The organism is Falsiroseomonas sp. HW251 (genome assembly GCF_050563545.1).
Lineage (GTDB): Bacteria > Pseudomonadota > Alphaproteobacteria > Acetobacterales > Acetobacteraceae > Falsiroseomonas.
The window spans coordinates 42461-62958 of sequence record NZ_JBNXUM010000040.1; the positions used below are offsets into that span (position 1 = coordinate 42461).

The following is a 20498-nucleotide window of genomic DNA, read 5'->3' on the forward strand; positions in this document are numbered from 1 at the left end:
ATTCGTTCAGGATGCGGCCTTCACCCAGTCCTCGGTGACGCGGACATGGCGGATGGCCTGGCGCCACCAGGTGAAGGCGAGATGCAGCGCGCCGTCCGGCGTCTGCAGGATGCTGGGGTAGGAGAATTCGCGGTTCAGCCTGTCCTTGGAGTTGTTGGTCAGGCAGTAGCCGTCGCCGGTCGCGACGTCGCGGCGATGCGGCCAGGTGCGGCCGCCATCCTCGGAAATGGCGATGGTCATCGGCGCGCGCGGCGCGCCCCAGAAGGCGCTGCGGCCGGTGGCGGGGATCTCCACCGCCATGTCCTCGCCGAGGTCGTCGTAGAGCGACGTCCGGCGGTCCGTGGCGTTCGCGGCCGAGGAATGGTTGTAGGCCAGCGCGACATGGCCGTTGGCCAGCACCCGCGCCTGGATGGAGGAGTTGTTGTTCGGCAGTTCCGTCGGCTCCGGCGCCGACCAGTCGCGGCCGTTGATCGAACGCGACGCGTAGACGAAATCCGCCCAACGGCTGCGATACAGCGCGAGCAGCGTGCCGTCCTGCAGCGGCAGGATGTCCATGTGCACGGCGCCGGTGGAGTTCGGTACGTCGTGCCCTGTCCAGGTCTTTCCCTGGTCCGAGGAGACCATCACCAGCGAGGTGTCCTCGTCCCCGCGCCAGGCGCCGGCCGGCGGCGTGGGACACAGCCAGGCCGGCAGCAGCCAGTCGCCGCTCTGCGCAACGACGATGGGCTGGCGGATGAAGAGGCCCTTGCGGTCGATCAGCGTGGAGATCGGGCCCCAGCTCCTGCCGCCATCCTCGGAAATCCGGTGCCGCACGACAGCGGTGTCCTGGTGGCCGGAGACCTGCGCGGTCCAGAGCAGCCAGAGCCTGCCGTCCGGCGCGGTGAACAGCAGCGGGTTCTGCTCCGACCGCGTGGGGTCGTCCGAGAGCTTCACGGCTTCGGTCCAGCGCCCATCCACCAGGCGCGAGAAATGCACGGAGATGTCGGGCACGCCTTCCTGCGTGCCGCCGAACCACACGCAGCCGAGCCCTCCGCCGGGCAGCACATGCAGGAAGGCCGCGTGGTTCTGGATGCAGGGCGTGGGGATGAAGGCGTCGGCGCGGCCGGGATCGCCGGGCGCCGGCCTCAGGTCGGGGGAGCGGTCGAGGACGTCCGACATCAGAAGGCCCTCCGGTACATCGCGAGGATTTCGCTTTCGGAAATGTCGCGCGGGTTCCAGTCCAGCAGGCGGCGAATGGCGTGCGCCTCCTTCGCCATCACCGGCAGGTCGTCCTCCGGCACGCCGAGCTTCGAAAGGCGCATCTCCATCCCGAGCGACGCGCACCACTCATAGGCATTGCGCGTTCCGAGCGCCTCCAGCACCAGCTTCGTCTTCTCTTCCACCGCCGGCGCGTTGAAGGCGAGGGTGTGCGGGAAGATCACGGCGCAGGCGAGGCCATGCGCGACGTGATGGCGCGTGCCCAGGGGATAGGCCACGGCGTGCCCCGCCGTCGTGTTCACGGGCCCGAGGCAATAGCCGCCATAGAGCGAGGCCAGTGCCAGCCCCGCCCGCGCCTCGGCATCGCTGCCGTCAGCGACAGCGCGGGGGAGGTAGCGGCCCACCAGCCGGATGCCCTCCAGCGCGTAGAGATCGATCAGGGGATGCGCGCGCTTGCTGGTGAAACCCTCGGTGCAATGCGCCAGCGCGTCCACTCCGGTCGCGGCGGTGACCGCGGGCGGGACGGTCATGGTCAGCGCCGGATCCACCACCGCGAGGTCCGCCAGCATGTGACGCGACTGCACCGCGAGCTTCGCCTGCGTCGCAGGATCGGTGACCAGCGACCGCGTCCCGGCCTCGCTGCCCGTGCCCGCCGTCGTCGGCACCTGCACCAGCGCGACGCGGCGGCCGTTCACCTTCTCCGGCCCGACCACGTCATGGATGGTCTGCCCGCTGCCCGGCAGCACCGCGACGAGCTTGGCGAGATCGAGCGCGCTGCCGCCGCCATAGCCGATGACGAGGTCGGGTTTCACGCGCGCCGCCACCGCCAATGCGGCGTCGAGGTTCGGGATGTCAGGCTCCGGCTTGACCTCGCCGAAGACCGTGACCTGGCCCTGCAGCGCCAGCTTGTCCGCGCGCGCGGCGTTGGACCGGCCGGCGACGACGAGGATGCGCTTCAGCCCGCGCTCCGCCGCCCATTCGCCGACGAAGGGCGCGCGGCCCACGCCGAACTCGATGCGCTGCGGGCGGAGGATCTCGATCGGGGTCGTCAGGTCGGTCATCAGTGATCCCTCCGCGCCGTCAGCGCCTCGGCGTATTCGATGGCCTCGATCAGGCTGCGTTCGCTCGCGATGCCCTTGCCCGCGATGTCGAAGGCGGTGCCGTGATCGACGGAGGTGCGGATCACCGGCAGGCCGAGCGTGACATTGACGCCGGACAGCGCGTCCCACTTCCCCGTCGCGGGATCCACGTGGAAGCCGAGCAGCTTCACCGGTATGTGCCCCTGGTCGTGGTACATCGCGACCACCGCGTCGAACTGGCCGGCGCGCAACTTCACGAAGACGGTGTCGCCGGGCACCGGGCCCGTCACGTCCATCCCGTCCGCCACGGCCTGCGCGATGGTCGGCGCCGTCACCTCGATGTCCTGCATGCCGAACAGGCCGCCCTCGCCGGCATGCGGGTTCAGCGCGGCGACCGCGATGCGCGGCCGCTCGATGCCGAGGTCGCGCAGCGCCTTCTGCGTGAGGTCGAGCACCAGGCGGATGCGCTGCGGCGTCGCGCGCTTCGGCACGTCTTCCAGCGCGCAATGCGTGGTGACGTGGCTGACGCGCATGTTGCCATGGGCCAGCAGCATCACGCTGCCCTTCACGCCGGTCAGTTCGGCCAGCATCTCGGTATGGCCGGCATAGTGGAAGCCCGCCTTGTTCAGCGCTTCCTTGTTCAGCGGCGCGGTGACGATGGCGCCGACGCGGCCGGCCTGCGCCAGGCGCACGCCCTTCTCCACGGCGTGGAACGCCAGCCGCCCGCCATCGGCGGACAGCACGCCGGTCTCGATCGGCGCACCCTCGGGGGCGGCCTGCAGGAACGCCAGCGCCGGCCAGTCGCCTTCCATCCCGACCTCGGGGATCGCCTCGCCGCCGACCAGCGCGCGCGCGCGGTCCAGCGCGGGGCCGCTGCCGATGACCAGCAGCCCGAGTTCGCCCGCCGCGATGCGCGGCGCCAGCGCGTTGCAGGCCTTGACGATGATCTCCGGCCCGATCCCCGCGGGATCGCCCATGGTGATTGCGAGGTGCCTGGCGCTCATGTCGTCTGCATTTCCGCGATGAAGCCGTTGCGCGCTAGCAGGTCGCGCCAGAAGCCGTCGGCGCCGAAGGCGCCGGATTTCGAGACCACCGCCACGCCGTCCCAGCGCCCGCCGCGCATCACCGAGCGCGGCACGCCGGGTGCGACCAGCCCGGTCGCCTCCAGCGCCTCGGCGCCGAGCGCCGCGCAGAGGCCGGCCAGCGTCTCCCCGCCCGCGACGAGCAGCGTGCCCGGCGCATCGAGACGCTGCGTCAGCCGCGCGAAGCTCCGCGCGATCCGCTGCGCGGCGAGGTCGCGCGGCAGCGGCGCCAGATCCAGGCTGACCAGCGCCGCCCCGTGGCGCGACAGCGCATGCGCGATGCGGCGGGGATCGCCTTCCTCCGGGACGCGCAGCGCGCGGTCGCCGCAGGCCTGGAGCTGCCGCGCCGTGACGGGATGATCCGACCCGAACAACCCGAGCACCGGGCCCCGGAGCGTGGCTTCCGCGCGCACCGGCCCCGCCGCGCCCAGCGCGCGCCCCAGCCCGCCGCTGCCGCACCACAACACCGGGCCGCGCGCGGCCTCGCCGCAGGCGACGACGCGGCGCAGGTCGTCCTCGGTCCCGGCGTCGAAGACCGAGATGCCCTCCGGCAGCGGGCGCGCGGCGTCGCCGCGAACGCTGTCCAGGCCCTCGGCCGCCAGCATCGCGGCGATGTCGCCCACCGCGCGCCAGCCCTCGCCGTCGCGCGCGTGTTGCACGCCGCCGCGCGTCACGCGGCCCTGCGCGGGGAAGGCCGGCGCGAGCACCACGCTGCGCACGCGGCCCGCCTGCAGGCCGGCGGCGAGTTCCGCGAAGGGATGGCCGCGCAGCAGGCTGTCGATCTTGCGGAAGGCGATCGTCGCACCCTCCAGCATCGCGGCGGCGTCGCGCGCGCGGCGGACCGCGACCTCGCGCGGCACATCGCGCGTGTTGGTCGCCAGCGCCAGGCTGCCGGTCGTCACCGTCGCATCCCAGCGCACCGGGACGGGACCGCAGAGGCCCGTCAGCTCCGCGGCCGTGTCCAGCGCGCCGGTCAGGTCGTCCGCCACCAGGCGCAGCAAGGGCGTCGTCATGGCCGCAACCCGATCGCGCCGAGCGACAGGCGCAGCCCGTCGCCGAGTTCGCCGGCGATGCGCAGCGCCTCGGGCGCCGCATGCGCGACGAAGGGCGCCAGTTCCTCGCGCGTCGTGGCGATGGTCAGGCTGACGCCGGCGACCGGCGCGCCCGACGCGTCCAGCACCGGCGCCGCGACGGTGCGCAGGCCATAGGCGTTCTCGCCGTCCGCGACCGCATAGCCGCGCGCCCGCACCTCATCGAGTCGCGCGAGCAGCGCATCCATCCCGGTCAGCGTGCGCTCCGACAGCATCACGCGCTCCACGGCGTGCAGATGCGCGACCTGGTCCGCGCGCGGCAGCCAGGCCAGGATCGCCTGGCCCAGCGCCGTGGCATAGGCGCCGATCCGCGTGCCGGGCCGCCGCACCAGGCCGTGGCGTTCCAGCGCGGCCTCGACCCGCGCGAGGTAGATCACCTCGCCACGGTCGAGCACGCCGAGCGAGGCCGCGTCCGCGACACCGGGCACGGCTTCCCGCAGCAGCGGCGTCGCATGCGAGGGCAGGTCGCCCGCGGACAGCGCGGCGAAGCCGAGCTCGAGGCAGCGCAGCGTCAGGCGATAGCGTCGCGTCGCGGGGACGGCGCGGACATAGCCAAGGTCGATCAGCGTATGGATCAGGCGGAAGGCGGTGCCGCGATCGAGGCCCGCGCGCGCCGCGACCTCGGCGGTCGTCAGCTCGGGCGATCCAGGGCCGAAGGCCTTGAGCACGGCGAATACCTTGCCCACGGACTGGACCTGGTTCTTCGGGTTCGCCGCGACGGCGGAGCCGAGCCTCCTCCCCTGTGTCGCGTCGCCTTCCGGCACGCTCGATTTCCTTCAATAGATCGGATTCCGAACGCATGTTCGGAATGCACGCAAGCTACGGGAGGGCCATGGCACGGGTCAAGCGCCTCGTGCGAGGCTGCATCACACCACCCCGAGAGCCACCCCGATGCCCCGCCATGATCTGACCGTCTCGCTTGGTCTCGTCCGTTACCGCGTGGAGCGTCCCTGGGGCGACATCCCGCCCGGCGTCGGCGTGCTATCCGATGTCGCCTGCGACGGCAAAGGCCGCGTCTATGCGCAGCTTCGCACCGACCCCGCCGTCGATCCCGTGACGCCCGCGGTGGTGGTGCTGGAACCGGACGGCCGGCGCCTTACGGCATGGGGCGGCGAGGAGGTGGCGGATGGCCACATGCTGTCGGTGCATCCCGACGGCCGGGTCTTCGTCGTCGATCGCGACATGCATGAGATCGTCGTGTTCAGCGCGGACGGACGACGCCTTGGCGGCCTTGGCCGACGCGGGCATGCGAACGAGCCCTTCAACGCGCCCTGCGACGTCGCCTTCGCAGCCGATGGCACGATCTATGTCGCGGACGGCTACGGCGCCAGCGTCGTGCATCGCTTCAGCGCCGAGGGCACGCCGATGGGGCGCTGGGGCGAGCCCGGCGCGGGGCCCGGGCAGTTCTCCACGCCGCACGGCATCTGGGTGCTGCCGGATGGGCGGGTCGCGGTGGCGGACCGCGAGAACAACCGCGTGCAGGTCTTCACGCCGGAAGGCCGTTGGCTCGCGGACTGGCCGGACCACCACAAGCCGATGTCGGTGCATGGCGACGGCGCCGGTGGGTTGCTCGTGACCGACCAGGTGCCGCGGCTCACGCGGATCGACGGCAGCGGGAGGCTGGTCGGGCGGTGCCGGCCGGTGCTGAACGGGGCGCACGGCATGTGGCGCGCGCCGGACGGGGTGATCTACCTCTCGGAGCAGAATCCGAACAGGCTGACGCGGCTGGTGCCGATCGCCTGACCGGCGCGCCAACGAAGCACCCCCACCCTGACCCTCCCCCGCGAGCGGGGGAGGGAATTACAGCGACGCCCCCCCGCAGACGAACACCTGCTGGCCGGTGATCGCGCCGGCCTCCGGGCCCAGCAGGAACGCCGTCAGCGCCGCGACCTCCTCCGGCGTCACCAGCCGCCCGATCGGCGGCAGGCTCGGCGGCATGGCGGCGCGGGCGGGGTCGCGCAGCATCGGCGTATCGGTCGCGGCGGGTGAGACGACGTTCACGGTGATGCCGCGCGGCGCGAGCTCCAGCGCCCAGGCCCGCGCCATCGCGACGAGCGCGGCCTTGGTCGCGCCGTACTGGCTGCGGCCCGCGACGCCCTGCGACCCGCGGCTGCCGATCAGGACGATGCGGCCGCCTTCGGGCAGGCGCGGCGCCAGCGCGTCGGCGATGACCGCGGCGGCCTCGACATGCAGGCGCCAGAGTGTGCGGCCGGCCTCGTGATCCAACTGGCCGAGCGGTCCGCCGCGCATCAGCCCCGCCGCATGCACCAGCGCGTCCGGCGCCAACTCCGCCAGCGCGGCGCGGACCGCCGCGTGGTCCTCGATGTCGAGCGGCAGGTGATCGTAGCCGGCTTCGGCGCGCCCGGGATCGCGGCGGCTTATGCCCGTCACGCGCCAGCCCTCGCGCAGCAGCCGGTCCACGATCGCGGCGCCGATGCCGGAGCTCGCGCCCGTGACGATCGCGTGCCTCATGCCGCGCGCAGATGTTCCTGCAGCCGCGGCATCAGCTCCACCAGGTTGCAGGGCCGGTGCCGGCTGTCGAGCTGGAACAGGAGGATGTCATCCCAGGCGTCCTTGCAGGCCCCGGTGCTGCCGGGCAGCGCAAACAGGTAGGTCCCGCCCGACACGCCGCCGATCGCGCGCGACTGGATCGTGGAGGTGCCGATCTTCGCGTAGCTCAGCATGCGGAAGAGCTCGCCGAAGCCGGTGATCTCCTTCTCCAGCACACGGTCGAAGGCCTCGGGCGTGACGTCGCGGCCGGTGATGCCGGTGCCGCCGGTGGTGATGACGCAGTCGATGGCGGGATCGGCGATCCAGCGGCGGAGCGTCGCCTCGATGACGTCCGCCTCGTCCTTGCAGATCTCGCGTGCGGCGAGCCTGTGGCCGGCCTTGGCGATGCGCTCGGCCAGCGTGTCGCCGCTGCGGTCCGACGCCAGGTCGCGGGTGTCCGACACGGTCAGGACAGCGATGTTGACGGGCAGGAAGGTGCGGGATTCATCGATCGGCATGGCGGGAAGATAGGGCGCCGGGGGCCGCGACGCAGCCCCTATCGCCGCGTCGCCGCCACCCTCGCGGCCGCACGGCCTTCCGTGAAATGCGGGAACTGCCCGGCTGCCAGCGCATCCAGGCTCTCCGACGGCAGGCCGAGACGCGCGGCGTAGATCCAGGAATAGGCCATGACGCGCTGCACGAAGCTGCGCGTCTCCGTCACCGGGATGCTCTCGATGAAGAGGAACGGATCGTTCCGGTGCCTGAGCGCGGGCTGCCAGCGCGAGAGGTTGCCCGGCCCGTTGTTGTAGGCCGCGAGCAGCCGGATCAGGTCGCCATTCACCTGCTCGTGCCGCGCGAGATACAGCACGTAGCGCTGACCGACCTCGAGGGCGAAGCCAGGCTCGTGCAGGCGCTGGGCGCCCGCGCCGCGCAGCGTCTCGTCGCCCGTGATGTAGCTCGCCGTCGCCGGCATGATCTGCATCAGCCCGCGCGCGCCGGCGCGGCTGACGGCCTCGGGGTCGAAATTGCTCTCCTGCCGCGCCAGCGCGTAGAGCAGCGCGGGATCCATGCGGAAGCCGCCCTCCGGCGCGAGCCGCGGCAGGGGAAAGCGAGCGAAGTCGCGCGGGCGTCCGTCGGCGCCCTGCTGCAGGGACGCCAGCTGCGCGCCGAGGTCGTTCATCCCCGCGGTGGAGGCGACGACCAGCATCGCGCGCATCACGCCGGCATTGCCCTGCACCCGCGGCCAGAGCGCTCGCATCTCGGCTTCCGCTCGCTCGCGCTGGCCAACCTGCAGCAGGGCCAGCGCCCGCCAGCCCGCGGCGGTCTCGGCCACCGCCGCTGCCTCGCTGACGCCGGCGACCTCGCGTTCCCAGGCGAAGCTGTTGGGCAGGCCGAGCGCGCGGCGCGCGATCATGCCGTAGAAGGTCCGCGGCTCCTGCGCAGCCTGCATCATCCAGGGCACGTAGAGATGCGGCCGGCGGGCGCGAACCGCGGCGCGCGCGGTCCAGAAGGCCGCAGCCGCGCGCATCGCGGGGGAGGCGAAGTCGGCGCGCGCGGCCTGCTCGAAATAGGGCAGTGCGACGTCGGGCCGGTCCGCGCCCCAGGCCGCGAGGCCCGCGACGAAGGGCGGGAAGGCAGCGCCGGCGGCGTTGCGGGTGGCTTCGGCGGACAGGCGGAACGCGTCGTCGTCGCGGCCGAGCTGCAGCAAGGCCTGGGCGATGTCGGCCTGCAGCAGCGCGGCATAGGTCGCGTTGGCGCGGGACCGCGTGATGGCGGCCAGAGCGCCGGCGACGTCGCCGTCGCGCGCGCGGTCGCGCACGGTGCGGTCGAGGGCGGCGTTGCGGGTCACGCCGCCCGGCAGGGGCTCGCGCTCCTCCGGCACGACCTCGCCATTCGACAGCGCGGCCTGGTCGGGGGCGGGCGGCAGCATCGTGCCGGCCGGCGCCTTGCGGACCAGCAGCGCGTGCAGCGCCGGCGCGTCGGGGTGGTCGGCATGGTCGCCGAACCAGGCCAGCAGCTCCGCCACGCCGGGGTCGTGCCCGCGCAGCCAGCGATCGGCCAGGACATGGCCCATCAGCCGGCGGTCATCCAGGCGCTCGGCCTCACGCGCGGCGGCCGCCATCTCGCCCCGGGACTGGAGCTCGAAGATACGGTGAAGCCGCGCCGCGTCCGACGGCGCCAGGGGCTGTGGCAACCCGGCGATCCCACCCCGGAGGGGACGGGGGACGCTCATGGCGGTCTGGTCGGCCCGTTGCCCGAAGGCGGGGGCCTGAACCCCCGCGATCATCGTCGCCCCGAGGAGGAGGACCAGGGCCCTGGAAGGGGCCGCGATCCCGCGGAGACGCCGGGCCATGGGGCAGATCGCTCGCATGGCGGCGACTCCCCTACAGGCGCCCTCACGGCAGGCGCAACCCCACAATCACGCGCGCAGTGAGGCTTTTTAGACGGTTATTAAGGAATCAGCGCCTTCTGCCATGTTCTTCACGCATTATCCCGCCTCACGACGGCGCGACCCGTCCGTCAAGGGTCCGCTTCAGCAGGACAAGGTCGCCCCAGGCGTCGCGCTTGGCGTGCGGGCTGCGGAGGAGATAGGCGGGGTGGAGCGTCGCCAGCGCGGGCCGCCCCCCGTGTTCGGGCGGCAGTTGGTGCCACCGGCCGCGCAGCCGCGTGATGCCGTCCTTCGCGCGCAGCAGCGTCTTGGCCGAGACGCCGCCGAGCAGCACGACGTGGCGCGGATCGGCCAGTTCGATGTGGCGCAACACGAAGGGCAGAAAAAGCGCGATTTCGGCATCCGTCGGCGTGCGGTTTCCCGGCGGCCGCCAGGGCAGGATGTTGGTGAGGTAGAAGTCGCTTTCCCGCTTCAGCCCGATCGAGGCGAACATCCGGTCCAGCAACTGGCCGGAGACGCCGACGAAGGGCTTGCCCTGGCGATCCTCGTCGGCGCCCGGCGCCTCGCCGACCAGCATCAGGCCGCTCGTCACGTTCCCGTCGGAGAAGACAAGGTTCGTCGCGGTCTCGCGCAGCGGGCTGTCAGCGGCGGCGATGGCCGCCTTCAGCGCATTGAGGTCCTTCGCATCCGCGGCCAGCCGCGCCGCCGCGGCCGGGACCGGGGCCAGCGGGATGGGCGCGGCGGCGGGCCTGGCGACAGCGGGCCTCGCCGGCGACACGGGCGCCGGGGCGGGCGGCGCGGCGAAGCGGTCCACCGGCGCCTCGGCCAGCGCCTCGTCCGCCCCCCACTCGATCTGAAGGCTCAGCGCCGCGAGCAGCGCATCCCGGTCCATGCCGGGCATATCGGCGGTCGCGAGGGTTCCGCGCAAGCACCCGCGACGCTACATCCTGCGCGCGGCAGAAAAGCCAGGGGAAAGCAGCATGTCCGACGCGCAGCGCGAAGCCATGGAGTTCGACGTGCTCGTCGTCGGCGGCGGCCCCGCCGGGCTCGCCTGCGCCATCCGGCTGAAGCAGGCCAGCCCCGAGGCGTCGGTGTGCCTGGTGGAGAAGGGCAGCGAGATCGGCGCCCATATCCTCTCGGGCGCGGTGCTGGAGCCCCGCGCACTGGACGAGCTGTTGCCGGACTGGCGCGAGGACCCGCCGGCGCTGGCGACCCCCGTCACCGAGGACCGCTTCATGCTGCTGACAGCGGGCGGGTCCTTCAAGCTGCCGACGCCGCCGCAGATGAACAACCACGGCAACTACATCGTGTCGCTCGGGAATGTGTGCCGCTGGCTGGGCGCGAAGGCCGAGGCGCTCGGTGTCGAGATCTATCCGGGCTTCGCGGCGTCCGAGACGATCATCGAGGAGAACCAGGTCCGCGGCGTCGTCGCCGGCGTGATGGGCATCCAGCGCGACGGCACCAAGGGCCCGGACTACCAGCCGGGGATGGAGCTGCGCGCCACCTACACCGTCTTCGCCGAGGGCTGCCGCGGCAGCCTGACCAAGCGGCTCTTCGAGACTTTCGACCTGCGGCGTGACTGCCAGCCGCAGACCTATGCGCTGGGGGTGAAGGAACTCTGGGAGATCCCGCGCGACATGCACAAGCCGGGCCTGGTGTGGCATTCCACGGGCTGGCCGCTGCCGAGCGACACCTATGGCGGCTCCTGGCTCTACATGCTGGGCGAGAATCTGGTCTCTATCGGCTTCGTGGTGGGGCTCGACTACTCCAACCCATGGCTGTCGCCCTTCGAGGAGTTCCAGCGCTTCAAGACGCACCCCGCCGTGCGCGGCTTCCTCGAGGGTGGCAAGCGCGTCGCCTATGGCGCCCGCGCGCTGAACGAGGGGGGGTTCCAGTCCATCCCGCGCCTGGTCTTCCCCGGCGGGATGATCATCGGCGACGCCGCGGGCTTCCTCAACGTGCCGAAGATCAAGGGCACGCACACCTCGATGAAGTCGGGGATGGTGGCGGCCGAAGCGATCGCCGCCGCGCTGGCCGGCGATCGCGCGCCGGTGCTGGAGAGCTACCCCGAGGCGCTGAAGGCGAGCTGGGTGTGGCCGGAGCTGGAGAGCGTGCGCAACATCCGGCCGGGCTTCGCGAAATGGGGGCTCTGGGGCGGGCTGCTGAATGCGGCGGTGGACACCTATGTCTTCCGCGGCAAGGCGCCCTGGACCTTCGGCCACCACGCCGACCATGACTGCCTGGCCAATGCCGCCTCCGCGCCGAGGATCGAGTATCCGAAGCCCGACGGCGTGCTGACCTTCGACCGGCTGTCGTCGGTGTATCTCTCCAACACCAACCACGCCGAGGACCAGCCTTCGCATCTCGTGCTGAAGGAGCCGGGGCGCTGGGAAGGCATCAACTGGGAGCGCTACCGATCGCCCGAGAGCCGCTATTGCCCCGCGGCGGTCTACGAGGCCGTGGGCGAGGAGGCGGGCAACGGCGAGGGGCCGATGCACCTCGTGATCAACGCGCAGAACTGCGTGCACTGCAAGACCTGCGACATCAAGGATCCCAGCCAGAACATCGACTGGCGGACACCGGAAGGGGGTGGCGGGCCGAACTACATCGGCGGGATGTAGGCGGGGCGCGGCCAAGGCACCGAAATCCGTGGCCAGATTTGGGTTTTTCCGCAGCATCGTCATCGGATTGGCCTTGACCTCCGGCCTCATCGCGCAGGACGCTGGGCGTGCTTTCGAAACGCCGGATGCAGGCTGTCGCGCATGGCCGGCGTGACGACTGGAACGTCTTCTTGGGAGAGATCCGCATGCGTCGCTTCGTCCTTCTTGCCGCGCTCGGCCTGACCGTGGCGGCCGCCCCGGCCCTCGCGCAGCAGCGCCAGTCCAGCTCCCGCCAGGCCGCAGCCCGGCAGCCGCAGATGTCGGAGACCGACCGCCTGAACCAGATGAGCCTCGATCGTGCCAAGTCCGGCCAGAACGTGCTGACGGGCGGCCCGGACACCACGCAGAACCTGAACTCGCTGAGCGACCAGGCTGCGCAGCGCGGCCAGAACATGAACCAGGCGCCGATGCCCTTCCGTTGATCGGCCGGCTGGCCCGGGGAAGACCTCCGGGCGGTTCCGGAACGCCGCGGCGCCCATGTGCCGCGGCGTTTCGTTTTTTTGGGGGGCCAGACTTTACGGTTTTAGGATTTTAAGCTTTTAGCCCTCAAGCCTGCCCGGGTTTCGGACGAACCGTTCGGCGCTTGACCCGCCTTGGCGGCTTCCGGACAAACTGCCCCATAGTCTCGAATGCTTGTGCGGTCCGATGCAGCCCGGCCAGCGCCGGTGTCAAAGAGCGGCGCCACGATACAAGGAATATTATCCTTTCGTCCAGGCAAAAGCGTGGGGGTCATGCGCTTGGCCTTCCCCGTTGCGGCGGACGGACCGCCCTAACCCGCCGGCCCCGGCGCATCCAGGGCTCACCACCTCGGCGCACCGGGCGGGGTCGTCGGGCCGCGACAGCGCCCGGATGGACTGCACAACCGCAAGCGCGTTGCGTACGCGAAAGCTTGCGCGCGCAACGCGGAGGGCCTCGCCTTGCAAGCGCATGCAAAGCTCGGCAATTTGGTCGCTGAGATGGTTGAGGAGGAACTGGCGGCGATGCGAACCCGCCAGGCACGAACCTGAGCATGGTGACCAGCGCCCGCGATGCGTATGGGCCGCGCCCGGCCCGGGCTGGCCGGTTCGGCCCGACCAGCGCGCGGCTTCCACCATCGAGATGACCGAGCCGCGTGCCAGCCGCGCGCCGCGCCCGGCCACTGCGGATGACGTGGCCCGCATGGCCGGCGTCTCGCAATCAGCTGTCAGCCGCGCCTTTACTCCGGGTGCCTCCATCGCGCGCGAGACCCGCGAGCGGGTGGAGAAGGCGGCGCGTGCGCTGGGCTACCGGCCCAACGCCATCGCCCGCAGCCTGACCACGCGGCGCAGCCGCATCATCGGCGTCGCAGCGGCCTATCTGCAGAATCACTTCTATCCGGACGTGCTGGAGGCGCTGTCGAAGGGCCTGCAGGCGCGCGGCTATCATCTGCTGCTCTTCACGCCCGACGCCGCCCGCGATGCCGACCCGCTGCTGCAGGAGGTGCTGGCCTGGCAGGTGGACGCGCTGATCCTCGCTTCCACCACGCTGTCCTCCGCCCTGGCGGGGCAGTGTCGCGCCGCAGGGATCCCCGTGCTGCTGTTCAACCGCACGAGCCGGGATGGCGACGTCTCCTCCGTCACCGGCGAGAATGCGCGCGGCGGGCGGCTGATCGCCGAATTCCTCGTCGCCGGCGGGCACAGTCGGCTCGCCTTCATCGCAGGGATCGAGAATTCCTCGACCAGCCGCGACCGGGAGGCCGGCTTCGCGGGCTGGCTTGCAGAGAACGGGCATCCGCCGCCGCTGCGCGAGGTCGGGCTGTATGATTTCGAGGCGGCGTCGGCCGCCGCGCGCCGGCTGCTTGCGCGGCCCGACCGGCCCGACGCGATCTTCGTCGCCAACGACCACATGGCGACGGCCGTCAGCGAGGTCGCGCGCCACGAATTCGGCCTGCGCATCCCGCGCGACCTGTCGCTGGTCGGCTTCGACGATACCGGGCCGGCGCGCTGGCCGAGCTTCTCGCTGACCTCCTTCGCGCAGCCGCTGCAGCCGATGGTGGACGCCGCCGTCGCGCTGGTCTGCGAGATGATCGAGGAGCCCTCGGCGCCGGTGCGGCACGAGTTGGTGCCGGGCGAACTCGTCGTGCGGGGATCGGCGCGCATGCCGCCAGAGGGCTGCGTAAGCCTTGGCGATAAGCTGGTCTGGCGGCCGCCCCTGGCTTGACGCTTCGGGCTTGCCATCGGCGCTGGCTTGCCGCTAGCCTTGCATGCGCATGCAAAACGGGGCGTCCCAAGACGCCCTCCTGGGGAGGAGAGGGTGCGATGACGCTCAGCAGACGTGACCTGCTCGCTGCTGCCGGCGGTGCCGCCACGTTCATCGGCGCCGGCCCGGCGACTGCCCAGGTCAACGCCACGCCCGGCCTGCGGCCCGGTAAGCCCTTCGCCGGGACAGAGCTCAAGGTGCTATGCGTCGTCGCCAGCCAGTTCCGCGCGCATGAGGCGCGCCTCGCCGCCTTCACCGAGCAGACCGGCATCACCGCGAAATACACCTTCGTGCCCTTCGCCAGCATGCGCGAGGCATTGACCGCCGAGATGGTCGGCGGCGGCGGCGACTACGACCTCGCCATCGCGATGGACCAGTGGGTGGCGTCGCTGAACAACCTCTTCGATCCCGTCGACGCGCGCGTGCGCGACAAGGGCATCCCGCTGGATCGCTGGCCGGCGGCGCATCTGCGTCAGGGCCAGGTGAACGGCAACCTGCTGGGCCTGCCGAGCCGCGGCCACGTGCAGCTGCTGTTCTACCGCAAGGACCTGTTCGAGAAGCACAACCTGACCGCGCCCGCGACCTGGGAGGCGCTGGTCGAGACCGCCAAGGCCGTGCAGGAGAAGGAACCCGGGATGGCCGGCGTCTCCGTCCCCTATGGCCGCGGCAACGGCCAGAACCTGATGGTCTGGTACAACTTCCTCTGGGGCCGCGGCGGGTCGCTGTTCGATGCGCAGGGCCAGCCCGCCTTCAACAGCGCCGCCGGACTGCAATCGGCGCAGGACTATGTCGACCTGCTGCGCCGGCATCGCGTGACGCCGGCCGGCGCCGTCTCCTTCGCCGAGCAGGACGCGGTGAACAGCATGGGCCAGGGCAACTCGGCCATGCTGCCGGTCTGGTGGTGGGTGCGGTCGACGCTGGTAAACCCGCAGTCGAGCCGCCTGACGGATGCACAGATCGGCTTCGCCCCGATGCCGAGCTACGCCGGGCGCCCCCGCACCACCTTCACCAACACCTGGGTCTGGGGGATCACGCGCCGCTCGCGCCGCAAGGACGCGGCGATGGAGCTGCTGACCTGGATCGCGACTCCCGCGCTCGAGAAGGAAGTGCTGCTCGATCCCCGCGAGAACGACGTCGTCGCCGTGATGTGGCCGAACCTGACGGATGACGCGGTGAACGCCCGCTTCGGCGGCATGCACCGCCTGGCAGCGGAGGGGCTGCGCGACACGCAATCCGTGACCTTCGGCCCGGACTGGCCGCAGATCAGCGAGGCGCTGGAGACCGCGATGAACGAGGCGGCGACGGGTGCGAAGACCGTGCCGGACGCGTTCAACAACGCGGCGTCGCAGGTCCGCCGCATCGTACGACGCGGGTGAGCCTGCCCGGCACGATGCGTGACCGCTGGCTGAAGTACCTGCTGATCCTGCCGGCGGCGCTCATCGTGCTGGGCACCACGATCTGGCCGCTCGCGGTATCCCTGACCACGAGCTTCCGCGACTGGCGCCTGACGCGCTCCACCACCCCCGGTCCCTTCATCGGGCCCGAGCACTACCTGATCGCGCTGACCGACGACCCGGACTTCGCCAATGCGGCCGGTGTCACCGCCATGTTCGTCGCCGTCGACGTCACGCTGACCGTCGTCTCCGCGCTCGGCCTCGCGCTGCTGCTGCGGCGCGCGGGCGTGCTGCAGAGCATGACCCGCGCCGTGCTGATCCTGCCCTTCGCGGTCTCGCCGGCGCTGGTCGGCATCTCCTTCCGCTTCATGTTCAACGCGGAAAGCGGGGTCTTCACCTGGCTGGCCGGCGCGATCGTCCCGCCGCTGAAGGGCTTCGTCTGGCTCGCCGACCCTTGGGCAGCGCTGCTGGTGCTCGTCTTCTCCGATGCCTGGCGCTGGGTGCCCTACATGACGCTGGTGGTCCTCGGCGGCCTGGCGGCTCTGCCGAAGGAGCCGGAGGAAGCTGCGCGCATCGACGGCGCAACCGAGTTCCAGGTGCTGCGCGACGTGACCATCCCCGCGCTGCTGCCGGTCCTCGCGGTCGTCGCCATCCTGAAGACCGTCTTCGCCCTGAAGATGTTCGACCAGGTGGTCACGCTGACCGGTGGCGGGCCTGGGACCTCCACGGTCACCCTCGCCTACCTCGTCTATTCCATCGCCTTCCGCTGGTATGACATGGGCTATGCCAGCGCGGTCGCCTGGATCCTGACCGCGATGCTCGTCTTCCTCGCGGTCTGGTACATGAAGCTCATCCTGCGCAAGCCGGGGCAGACATGAGCGCGATCGCCGCGCGCCGGCGCCGCGTCGCGTGGAAGGTGGCGGAATCCGCCATCCTTCTCGGCATGCTGTTCCTGATCCTGTTCCCGATCCTCTGGATGGCACTGACGGCGTTCAAGCGGCCGGCCGACCTGTTCGACCTGACGCTGGTCTTCACGCCGACGCTCGACAATTTCCGCACGATCTTCAGCCACCCCTGGCACATCGGGCATACGCTGCTCAACAGCACGATCGTGGCGGGCGCGACGGTGCTGGTTTCGGTGCCGGCCTCGACCCTCGCTGCCTATTCCTTCAGTCGGTTCGAGATGCCGGCGAAGGGTCTGCTGTTCTTCCTGATCCTGGCGACGCAGTTCATCCCGGCGGTCGTCGTGGTGCTGCCCTTCTACCTGCTGTTCCGCGACCTCGGCCTGCTCGATACGCCGCTCGCGCTGATCATCGTCAACCTGGCGATCGTGACGCCTTTCGCGACCTGGATGCTGAAGGGGTTCCTCGACGCCGTGCCGACGGAATCCGAGGAAGCGGCGCTGGTGGACGGCGCGACCAGGCTGCGTGTGATCTGGGACGTCGTCGTGCCGATGATCTGGCCCGGCGTCGTCGTCACCGCCGTCTTCTGCTTCATCCTGACCTGGAACGAGTTCCTCTTCGCGCTGATTCTGACGCGCGACGAGGCCGTGACGCTGCCCGTCGGCATCACGCGCTTCCGCACCGAGCGCGGCGACCTGTGGGAGCTGATCGCCGCGGCGGGTATCCTGATCTCCATCCCGATGTTCCTGATGGCATCCGTCATCCAGCGCCACTTCGTGCGCGGCATGACCGGCGGGGCGGTGAAGTGATGGCCGACGTCGTCCTGAAAAACGTCACGAAATCCTGGGCCGGCTTCACCGCCGTGCGCGACCAGTCGCTGGCGATCCACGACGGCGAGTTCATGGTCCTGCTGGGGCCATCGGGCTGCGGCAAGACCACGACGATGCGCATGGTCGCCGGACTGGAAGAGCCGACCGCGGGCGAAATCCTGATCGGCGGCGAACGCGTGAACGACCTGCCGCCGCGCGAACGCGACGTCGCCATGGTGTTCCAGTCCTACGGCCTCTATCCCCACATGTCGGTCGCCGACAACATCGGCTATCCCCTGAAGCTGCGCGGCGTTCGCGGCGCGGAGCGCGAGCGGCAGATCCAGGCCGCGGCCGCGAAGGTCGAGCTCGGCGACCTGCTGCACCGCAAGCCGCGCGAGCTCTCGGGCGGGCAGCGGCAACGCGTGGCGCTCGCCCGCGCGATCGTCCGCCGCCCGCGCGTCTTCCTGATGGACGAGCCGCTGTCCAACCTCGACGCCAAGCTGCGCGTCTCCACGCGGGCCGAGATCAAGCACCTGCAATACGAGCTCGGCGTCACCACGATCTACGTCACCCACGACCAGATCGAGGCGATGACGCTGGCGCACCGCGTCGCGGTGATGAGCCAGGGCGAGATCCGCCAGCTTGACACGCCGGAGGCGATATACGACCGACCCGCCGATCTCTTCGTCGCGGGCTTCATCGGATCGCCGCCGATGAACCTGGTCCAGGGCGAGCATCGGGGCGGCGTCTTCACCGCGCCCGGCGGCCTGCGCGCGGCCACGCGCGTGGCGCGCCATGCCGGCCCCGCCGTGCTCGGCATCCGGCCGGAGGATGTGACGGTCGCGCCGGCTGGCGCGGGAGACCTCGACGCCAGCGTCTATGCCGTGGAGCTCACGGGCGATTCCGTCCTGGTGACCGCCCTGGCCGGGGAGTCCCGGCTGATCGCCAAGGCCGACCGCGCCTGGCGCGCGGAAGTCGGCAGCACCATCGGCCTGCGCCTCGACGCCACCCGATTGCATCTTTTCGACGCCGCGACCACGACGCGACTCAACCCGGAATGAACGCCATGATTTCCAGCCGCCTGATCCGCTATGCCGACCTGGTCCCCTGCCGCAACGCCTTCGTCGACAGCCGCACGCCCGGCTCCGACCGGAAGGAGAACTTCACGCTGATCGGGCCCGGCGTGGCGGAGAACCCGAACCAGCACGTCCACATCGCGGAGCCGCACGGCTTCAACATCGGCGGCGCGCGCCAGCCGCCACGCTGCCTGAACAGCCAGCACAGCCACGACACCGCGGAGGTCTTCGTGGTCCACAAGGGCCGCTGGCGGATGATCTTCGGCGTCAACGCCGACGAGGGCGGCGTGGAGATGGAGGAAGGCGACGTCATCTCCATCCCCATCCACATGTTTCGCGGCTTCGAGAACGTCGGCGAGGAGACCGGCTTCCTGTTCGCGGTGCTCGGCGGCGATAATGCGGGCAAGGTGACCTGGAGCCCGCGCGTCTTCGACCTCGCGACCGAGTACGGCCTGGTGCTGCTGGAAGGCGGGCGGCTGGTGGACACGACGCTGGGCGAGACCGTGCTCGCGGGCGCGAAGCGGCAGCTTCCGCCGAGCACGGCGGAGATCGCGCAGCTCGCCACGCCGCCGCAGGACAAGCTGGCGGGCTGCGTGCTGAAGCCGCGTCAGTTCGCGGTGAACCCGGGATCGCCGCTGGCGCGCGAGGGCGTGGAGGAAGCCGCGATCATCACGCCAGCCGCGACCAACGACGGCTTTGCGCCGGGCCCGATCGCGGGCTGGTGGCCGCACGGCTTCAATCTGCGCTGCCTGCGGCTGGAATCCGGCGCCAGCGTGCCCGCGCATGTGCGCGACGAGGAGGAGGTGATCTTCGTCCATCGCGGCGTTCTGCAGGTCACGACGCCCGAAGGCGAGGTCATCATGGGCCCCGGCGACACCTTCACCACACCGAAGGGCATGCCGCGCGCCTTTCGCGCGAGTTCGTCGAACGGCGTCGCCGCCTACGTCGTGCGGGGCGGCGACAGCCCCGCCATGCCGAGCTTTGTGTCGTGACGCGCATCCTAACGACCCATGTCGGCTCCCTGCCGCGCAGCCAGGAGGTCGCTGATCTGCTCTTTGCGCGCGAGCGTGGGGAACCCTTCGACCAGGCGCGCTACGACGCCACGATGGAAGCCGCGACGAAGGAGGTGCTGCGCCGCCAGGCGGCGGTCGGGATCGACATCCCGTCTGACGGCGAGACCTCCAAGATCTCCTACGCCACCTACATCAAGGACCGGCTGACCGGCTTCTCCGGCGACAGCCCGCGGCGCGTGCCGGCGGACCTCAAGGACTTCCCGTCCTTCATGGAACGCCTCGCGAAAGCGGGCGGCACGCCGACCTATCGCCGTCCCCGCTGCACGGGCCCGATCGCGGTGAAGTCCATGGAACCGCTGCAGCGCGACCTCGATGTTATGCGGGGCGCGATGGCGGCGGCGGGGTATGCGACGGGTTTCATGAACAGCGCCTCGCCCGGCGTGATCGCCCTGTTCCAGCCCTCCGACTTCCACCCCGATATCGACAGCTACATGACCGACCTGGCGGAGGCCATGCGCCACGAATACGAGGCGATCGTCGCGGCCGGGCTGACGCTCCAGATCGACGCGCCGGACCTCGGCCTCGGGCGGCACATGCTCTACCCCGAGATGGACGACGATGCCTTCGTCCGGCGCGCCGCGCGGCATGTCGAGATCCTCAACCACGCGCTGCGCCACATCGACCCGCGCCAGGTCCGGCTGCACATCTGCTGGGGCAACTACGAAGGCCCGCATACCCACGACATCCCGATGGACCGCGTGCTCCCGGAGCTCCTGAAGCTGCGCATCGGCTTCCTGCTGTTCGAGGCGTCGAATCCTCGCCATGCCCATGAGTGGACGGTCTGGCACGACGCAACGCTGCCGCGGGACTGGGTGTTGGTCCCGGGCTGCCTCGACAGCACCACCAACTTCGTGGAGCACCCCGAACTAGTGGCGCAGCGGATCGAGACCTTTGCGAGAGTCGTCGGCCCCGATCGTGTCATTGCAGGCACGGATTGCGGTTTCGGCACCTTCGCGGGGTACGGCGCCGTGCACGGTGACATTGCGTGGGCGAAGCTTGCCGCCTTGTCGGAGGGTGCAAGAATCGCGTCTGCCCGGCT

Annotated in this window: 19 protein-coding genes; 10 read left to right on the forward strand and 9 right to left on the reverse strand. The window is 70.9% G+C overall.

Features of this window, described 5'->3' with window-relative positions:
* Window positions 1-6: 6 nt before the first annotated feature.
* Genes ACLF3M_RS31400 through ACLF3M_RS31420 form a run of 5 tightly spaced genes read right to left on the reverse strand, consistent with a single transcriptional unit; the run spans window position 7 to window position 5213 of the window.
* Complete coding sequence (locus tag ACLF3M_RS31400) at window positions 7-1158, reverse strand: sialidase family protein (RefSeq protein WP_430660964.1); 1152 nt, start codon at window positions 1156-1158, stop codon at window positions 7-9.
* Window positions 1158-2258 (reverse strand): iron-containing alcohol dehydrogenase, encoded by a 1101-nt coding sequence (locus tag ACLF3M_RS31405; protein ID WP_430660965.1) that lies wholly within the window; start codon window positions 2256-2258, stop codon window positions 1158-1160. Before ACLF3M_RS31405 ends, ACLF3M_RS31400 begins: the two co-directional genes overlap by 1 nt.
* Window positions 2258-3280, reverse strand: coding sequence for a 4-hydroxythreonine-4-phosphate dehydrogenase PdxA (pdxA, locus tag ACLF3M_RS31410; protein ID WP_430660966.1), 1023 nt, complete (start codon window positions 3278-3280; stop codon window positions 2258-2260). Before pdxA ends, ACLF3M_RS31405 begins: the two co-directional genes overlap by 1 nt.
* Window positions 3277-4371 (reverse strand): four-carbon acid sugar kinase family protein, encoded by a 1095-nt coding sequence (locus ACLF3M_RS31415; protein WP_430660967.1) that lies wholly within the window; start codon window positions 4369-4371, stop codon window positions 3277-3279. Before ACLF3M_RS31415 ends, pdxA begins: the two co-directional genes overlap by 4 nt.
* Complete coding sequence (locus ACLF3M_RS31420) at window positions 4368-5213, reverse strand: IclR family transcriptional regulator (protein ID WP_430660968.1); 846 nt, start codon at window positions 5211-5213, stop codon at window positions 4368-4370. Before ACLF3M_RS31420 ends, ACLF3M_RS31415 begins: the two co-directional genes overlap by 4 nt.
* A 127-nt stretch (window positions 5214-5340) precedes the next feature.
* Here ACLF3M_RS31420 and ACLF3M_RS31425 point away from each other — a divergent pair, with 127 nt between their 5' ends.
* Entirely contained in the window at window positions 5341-6192 is an 852-nt protein-coding gene (locus ACLF3M_RS31425) for a peptidase (RefSeq protein ID WP_430660969.1), read from the forward strand.
* Window positions 6193-6249: 57 nt separating this feature from the next.
* Here the strand turns inward: ACLF3M_RS31425 and ACLF3M_RS31430 are convergent, their stop codons facing one another.
* From ACLF3M_RS31430 to ACLF3M_RS31445, 4 genes are all read right to left on the reverse strand, one after another.
* Entirely contained in the window at window positions 6250-6921 is a 672-nt protein-coding gene (locus tag ACLF3M_RS31430; RefSeq protein ID WP_430660970.1) for an SDR family NAD(P)-dependent oxidoreductase, read from the reverse strand.
* Window positions 6918-7457: a molybdenum cofactor biosynthesis protein B gene (moaB, locus tag ACLF3M_RS31435; protein WP_430660971.1), complete on the reverse strand. Its 540-nt coding sequence runs from the start codon at window positions 7455-7457 to the stop codon at window positions 6918-6920. Before moaB ends, ACLF3M_RS31430 begins: the two co-directional genes overlap by 4 nt.
* 38 nt (window positions 7458-7495) lie before the next feature.
* Window positions 7496-9133, reverse strand: a complete 1638-nt coding sequence (locus ACLF3M_RS31440) for a transglycosylase SLT domain-containing protein (RefSeq protein ID WP_430660972.1) — start codon at window positions 9131-9133, stop codon at window positions 7496-7498.
* Window positions 9134-9437: 304 nt separating this feature from the next.
* Entirely contained in the window at window positions 9438-10220 is a 783-nt protein-coding gene (locus ACLF3M_RS31445) for a uracil-DNA glycosylase (RefSeq protein WP_430660973.1), read from the reverse strand.
* A gap of 88 nt (window positions 10221-10308) precedes the next feature.
* Here ACLF3M_RS31445 and ACLF3M_RS31450 point away from each other — a divergent pair, with 88 nt between their 5' ends.
* The 9 genes from ACLF3M_RS31450 to ACLF3M_RS31490 form a co-directional block, all read left to right on the forward strand.
* Window positions 10309-11949: a 4Fe-4S dicluster domain-containing protein gene (locus tag ACLF3M_RS31450; protein ID WP_430660974.1), complete on the forward strand. Its 1641-nt coding sequence runs from the start codon at window positions 10309-10311 to the stop codon at window positions 11947-11949.
* A 185-nt stretch (window positions 11950-12134) separates the two neighbouring features.
* Window positions 12135-12410: a hypothetical protein gene (locus tag ACLF3M_RS31455; RefSeq protein ID WP_430660975.1), complete on the forward strand. Its 276-nt coding sequence runs from the start codon at window positions 12135-12137 to the stop codon at window positions 12408-12410.
* 676 nt (window positions 12411-13086) lie between these two features.
* The gene (locus ACLF3M_RS31460) at window positions 13087-14166 is read left to right on the forward strand and encodes a LacI family DNA-binding transcriptional regulator (protein ID WP_430660976.1); all 1080 of its coding nucleotides are present in this window, start codon (window positions 13087-13089) and stop codon (window positions 14164-14166) included.
* Window positions 14167-14264: 98 nt separating this feature from the next.
* Complete coding sequence (locus ACLF3M_RS31465) at window positions 14265-15581, forward strand: ABC transporter substrate-binding protein (protein ID WP_430660977.1); 1317 nt, start codon at window positions 14265-14267, stop codon at window positions 15579-15581.
* Between the two features lie 14 nt (window positions 15582-15595).
* On the forward strand, window positions 15596-16477 hold the full coding sequence (locus ACLF3M_RS31470) for a carbohydrate ABC transporter permease (RefSeq protein ID WP_430660978.1): 882 nt from the start codon (window positions 15596-15598) through the stop codon (window positions 16475-16477).
* A complete protein-coding gene (locus ACLF3M_RS31475) occupies window positions 16474-17310 on the forward strand; it encodes a carbohydrate ABC transporter permease (RefSeq protein WP_430660979.1) in 837 nt (278 codons plus the stop codon). The genes ACLF3M_RS31470 and ACLF3M_RS31475 overlap by 4 nt, the downstream gene beginning before the upstream one ends.
* Complete coding sequence (locus tag ACLF3M_RS31480) at window positions 17310-18371, forward strand: ABC transporter ATP-binding protein (RefSeq protein ID WP_430660980.1); 1062 nt, start codon at window positions 17310-17312, stop codon at window positions 18369-18371. Before ACLF3M_RS31475 ends, ACLF3M_RS31480 begins: the two co-directional genes overlap by 1 nt.
* Window positions 18372-18376: 5 nt before the next feature.
* Entirely contained in the window at window positions 18377-19378 is a 1002-nt protein-coding gene (locus tag ACLF3M_RS31485; protein WP_430660981.1) for a cupin domain-containing protein, read from the forward strand.
* On the forward strand, window positions 19375-20498 hold a 1124-nt coding region (locus ACLF3M_RS31490; protein ID WP_430660982.1), incomplete at its 3' end, for a cobalamin-independent methionine synthase II family protein. The genes ACLF3M_RS31485 and ACLF3M_RS31490, both read left to right, overlap by 4 nt.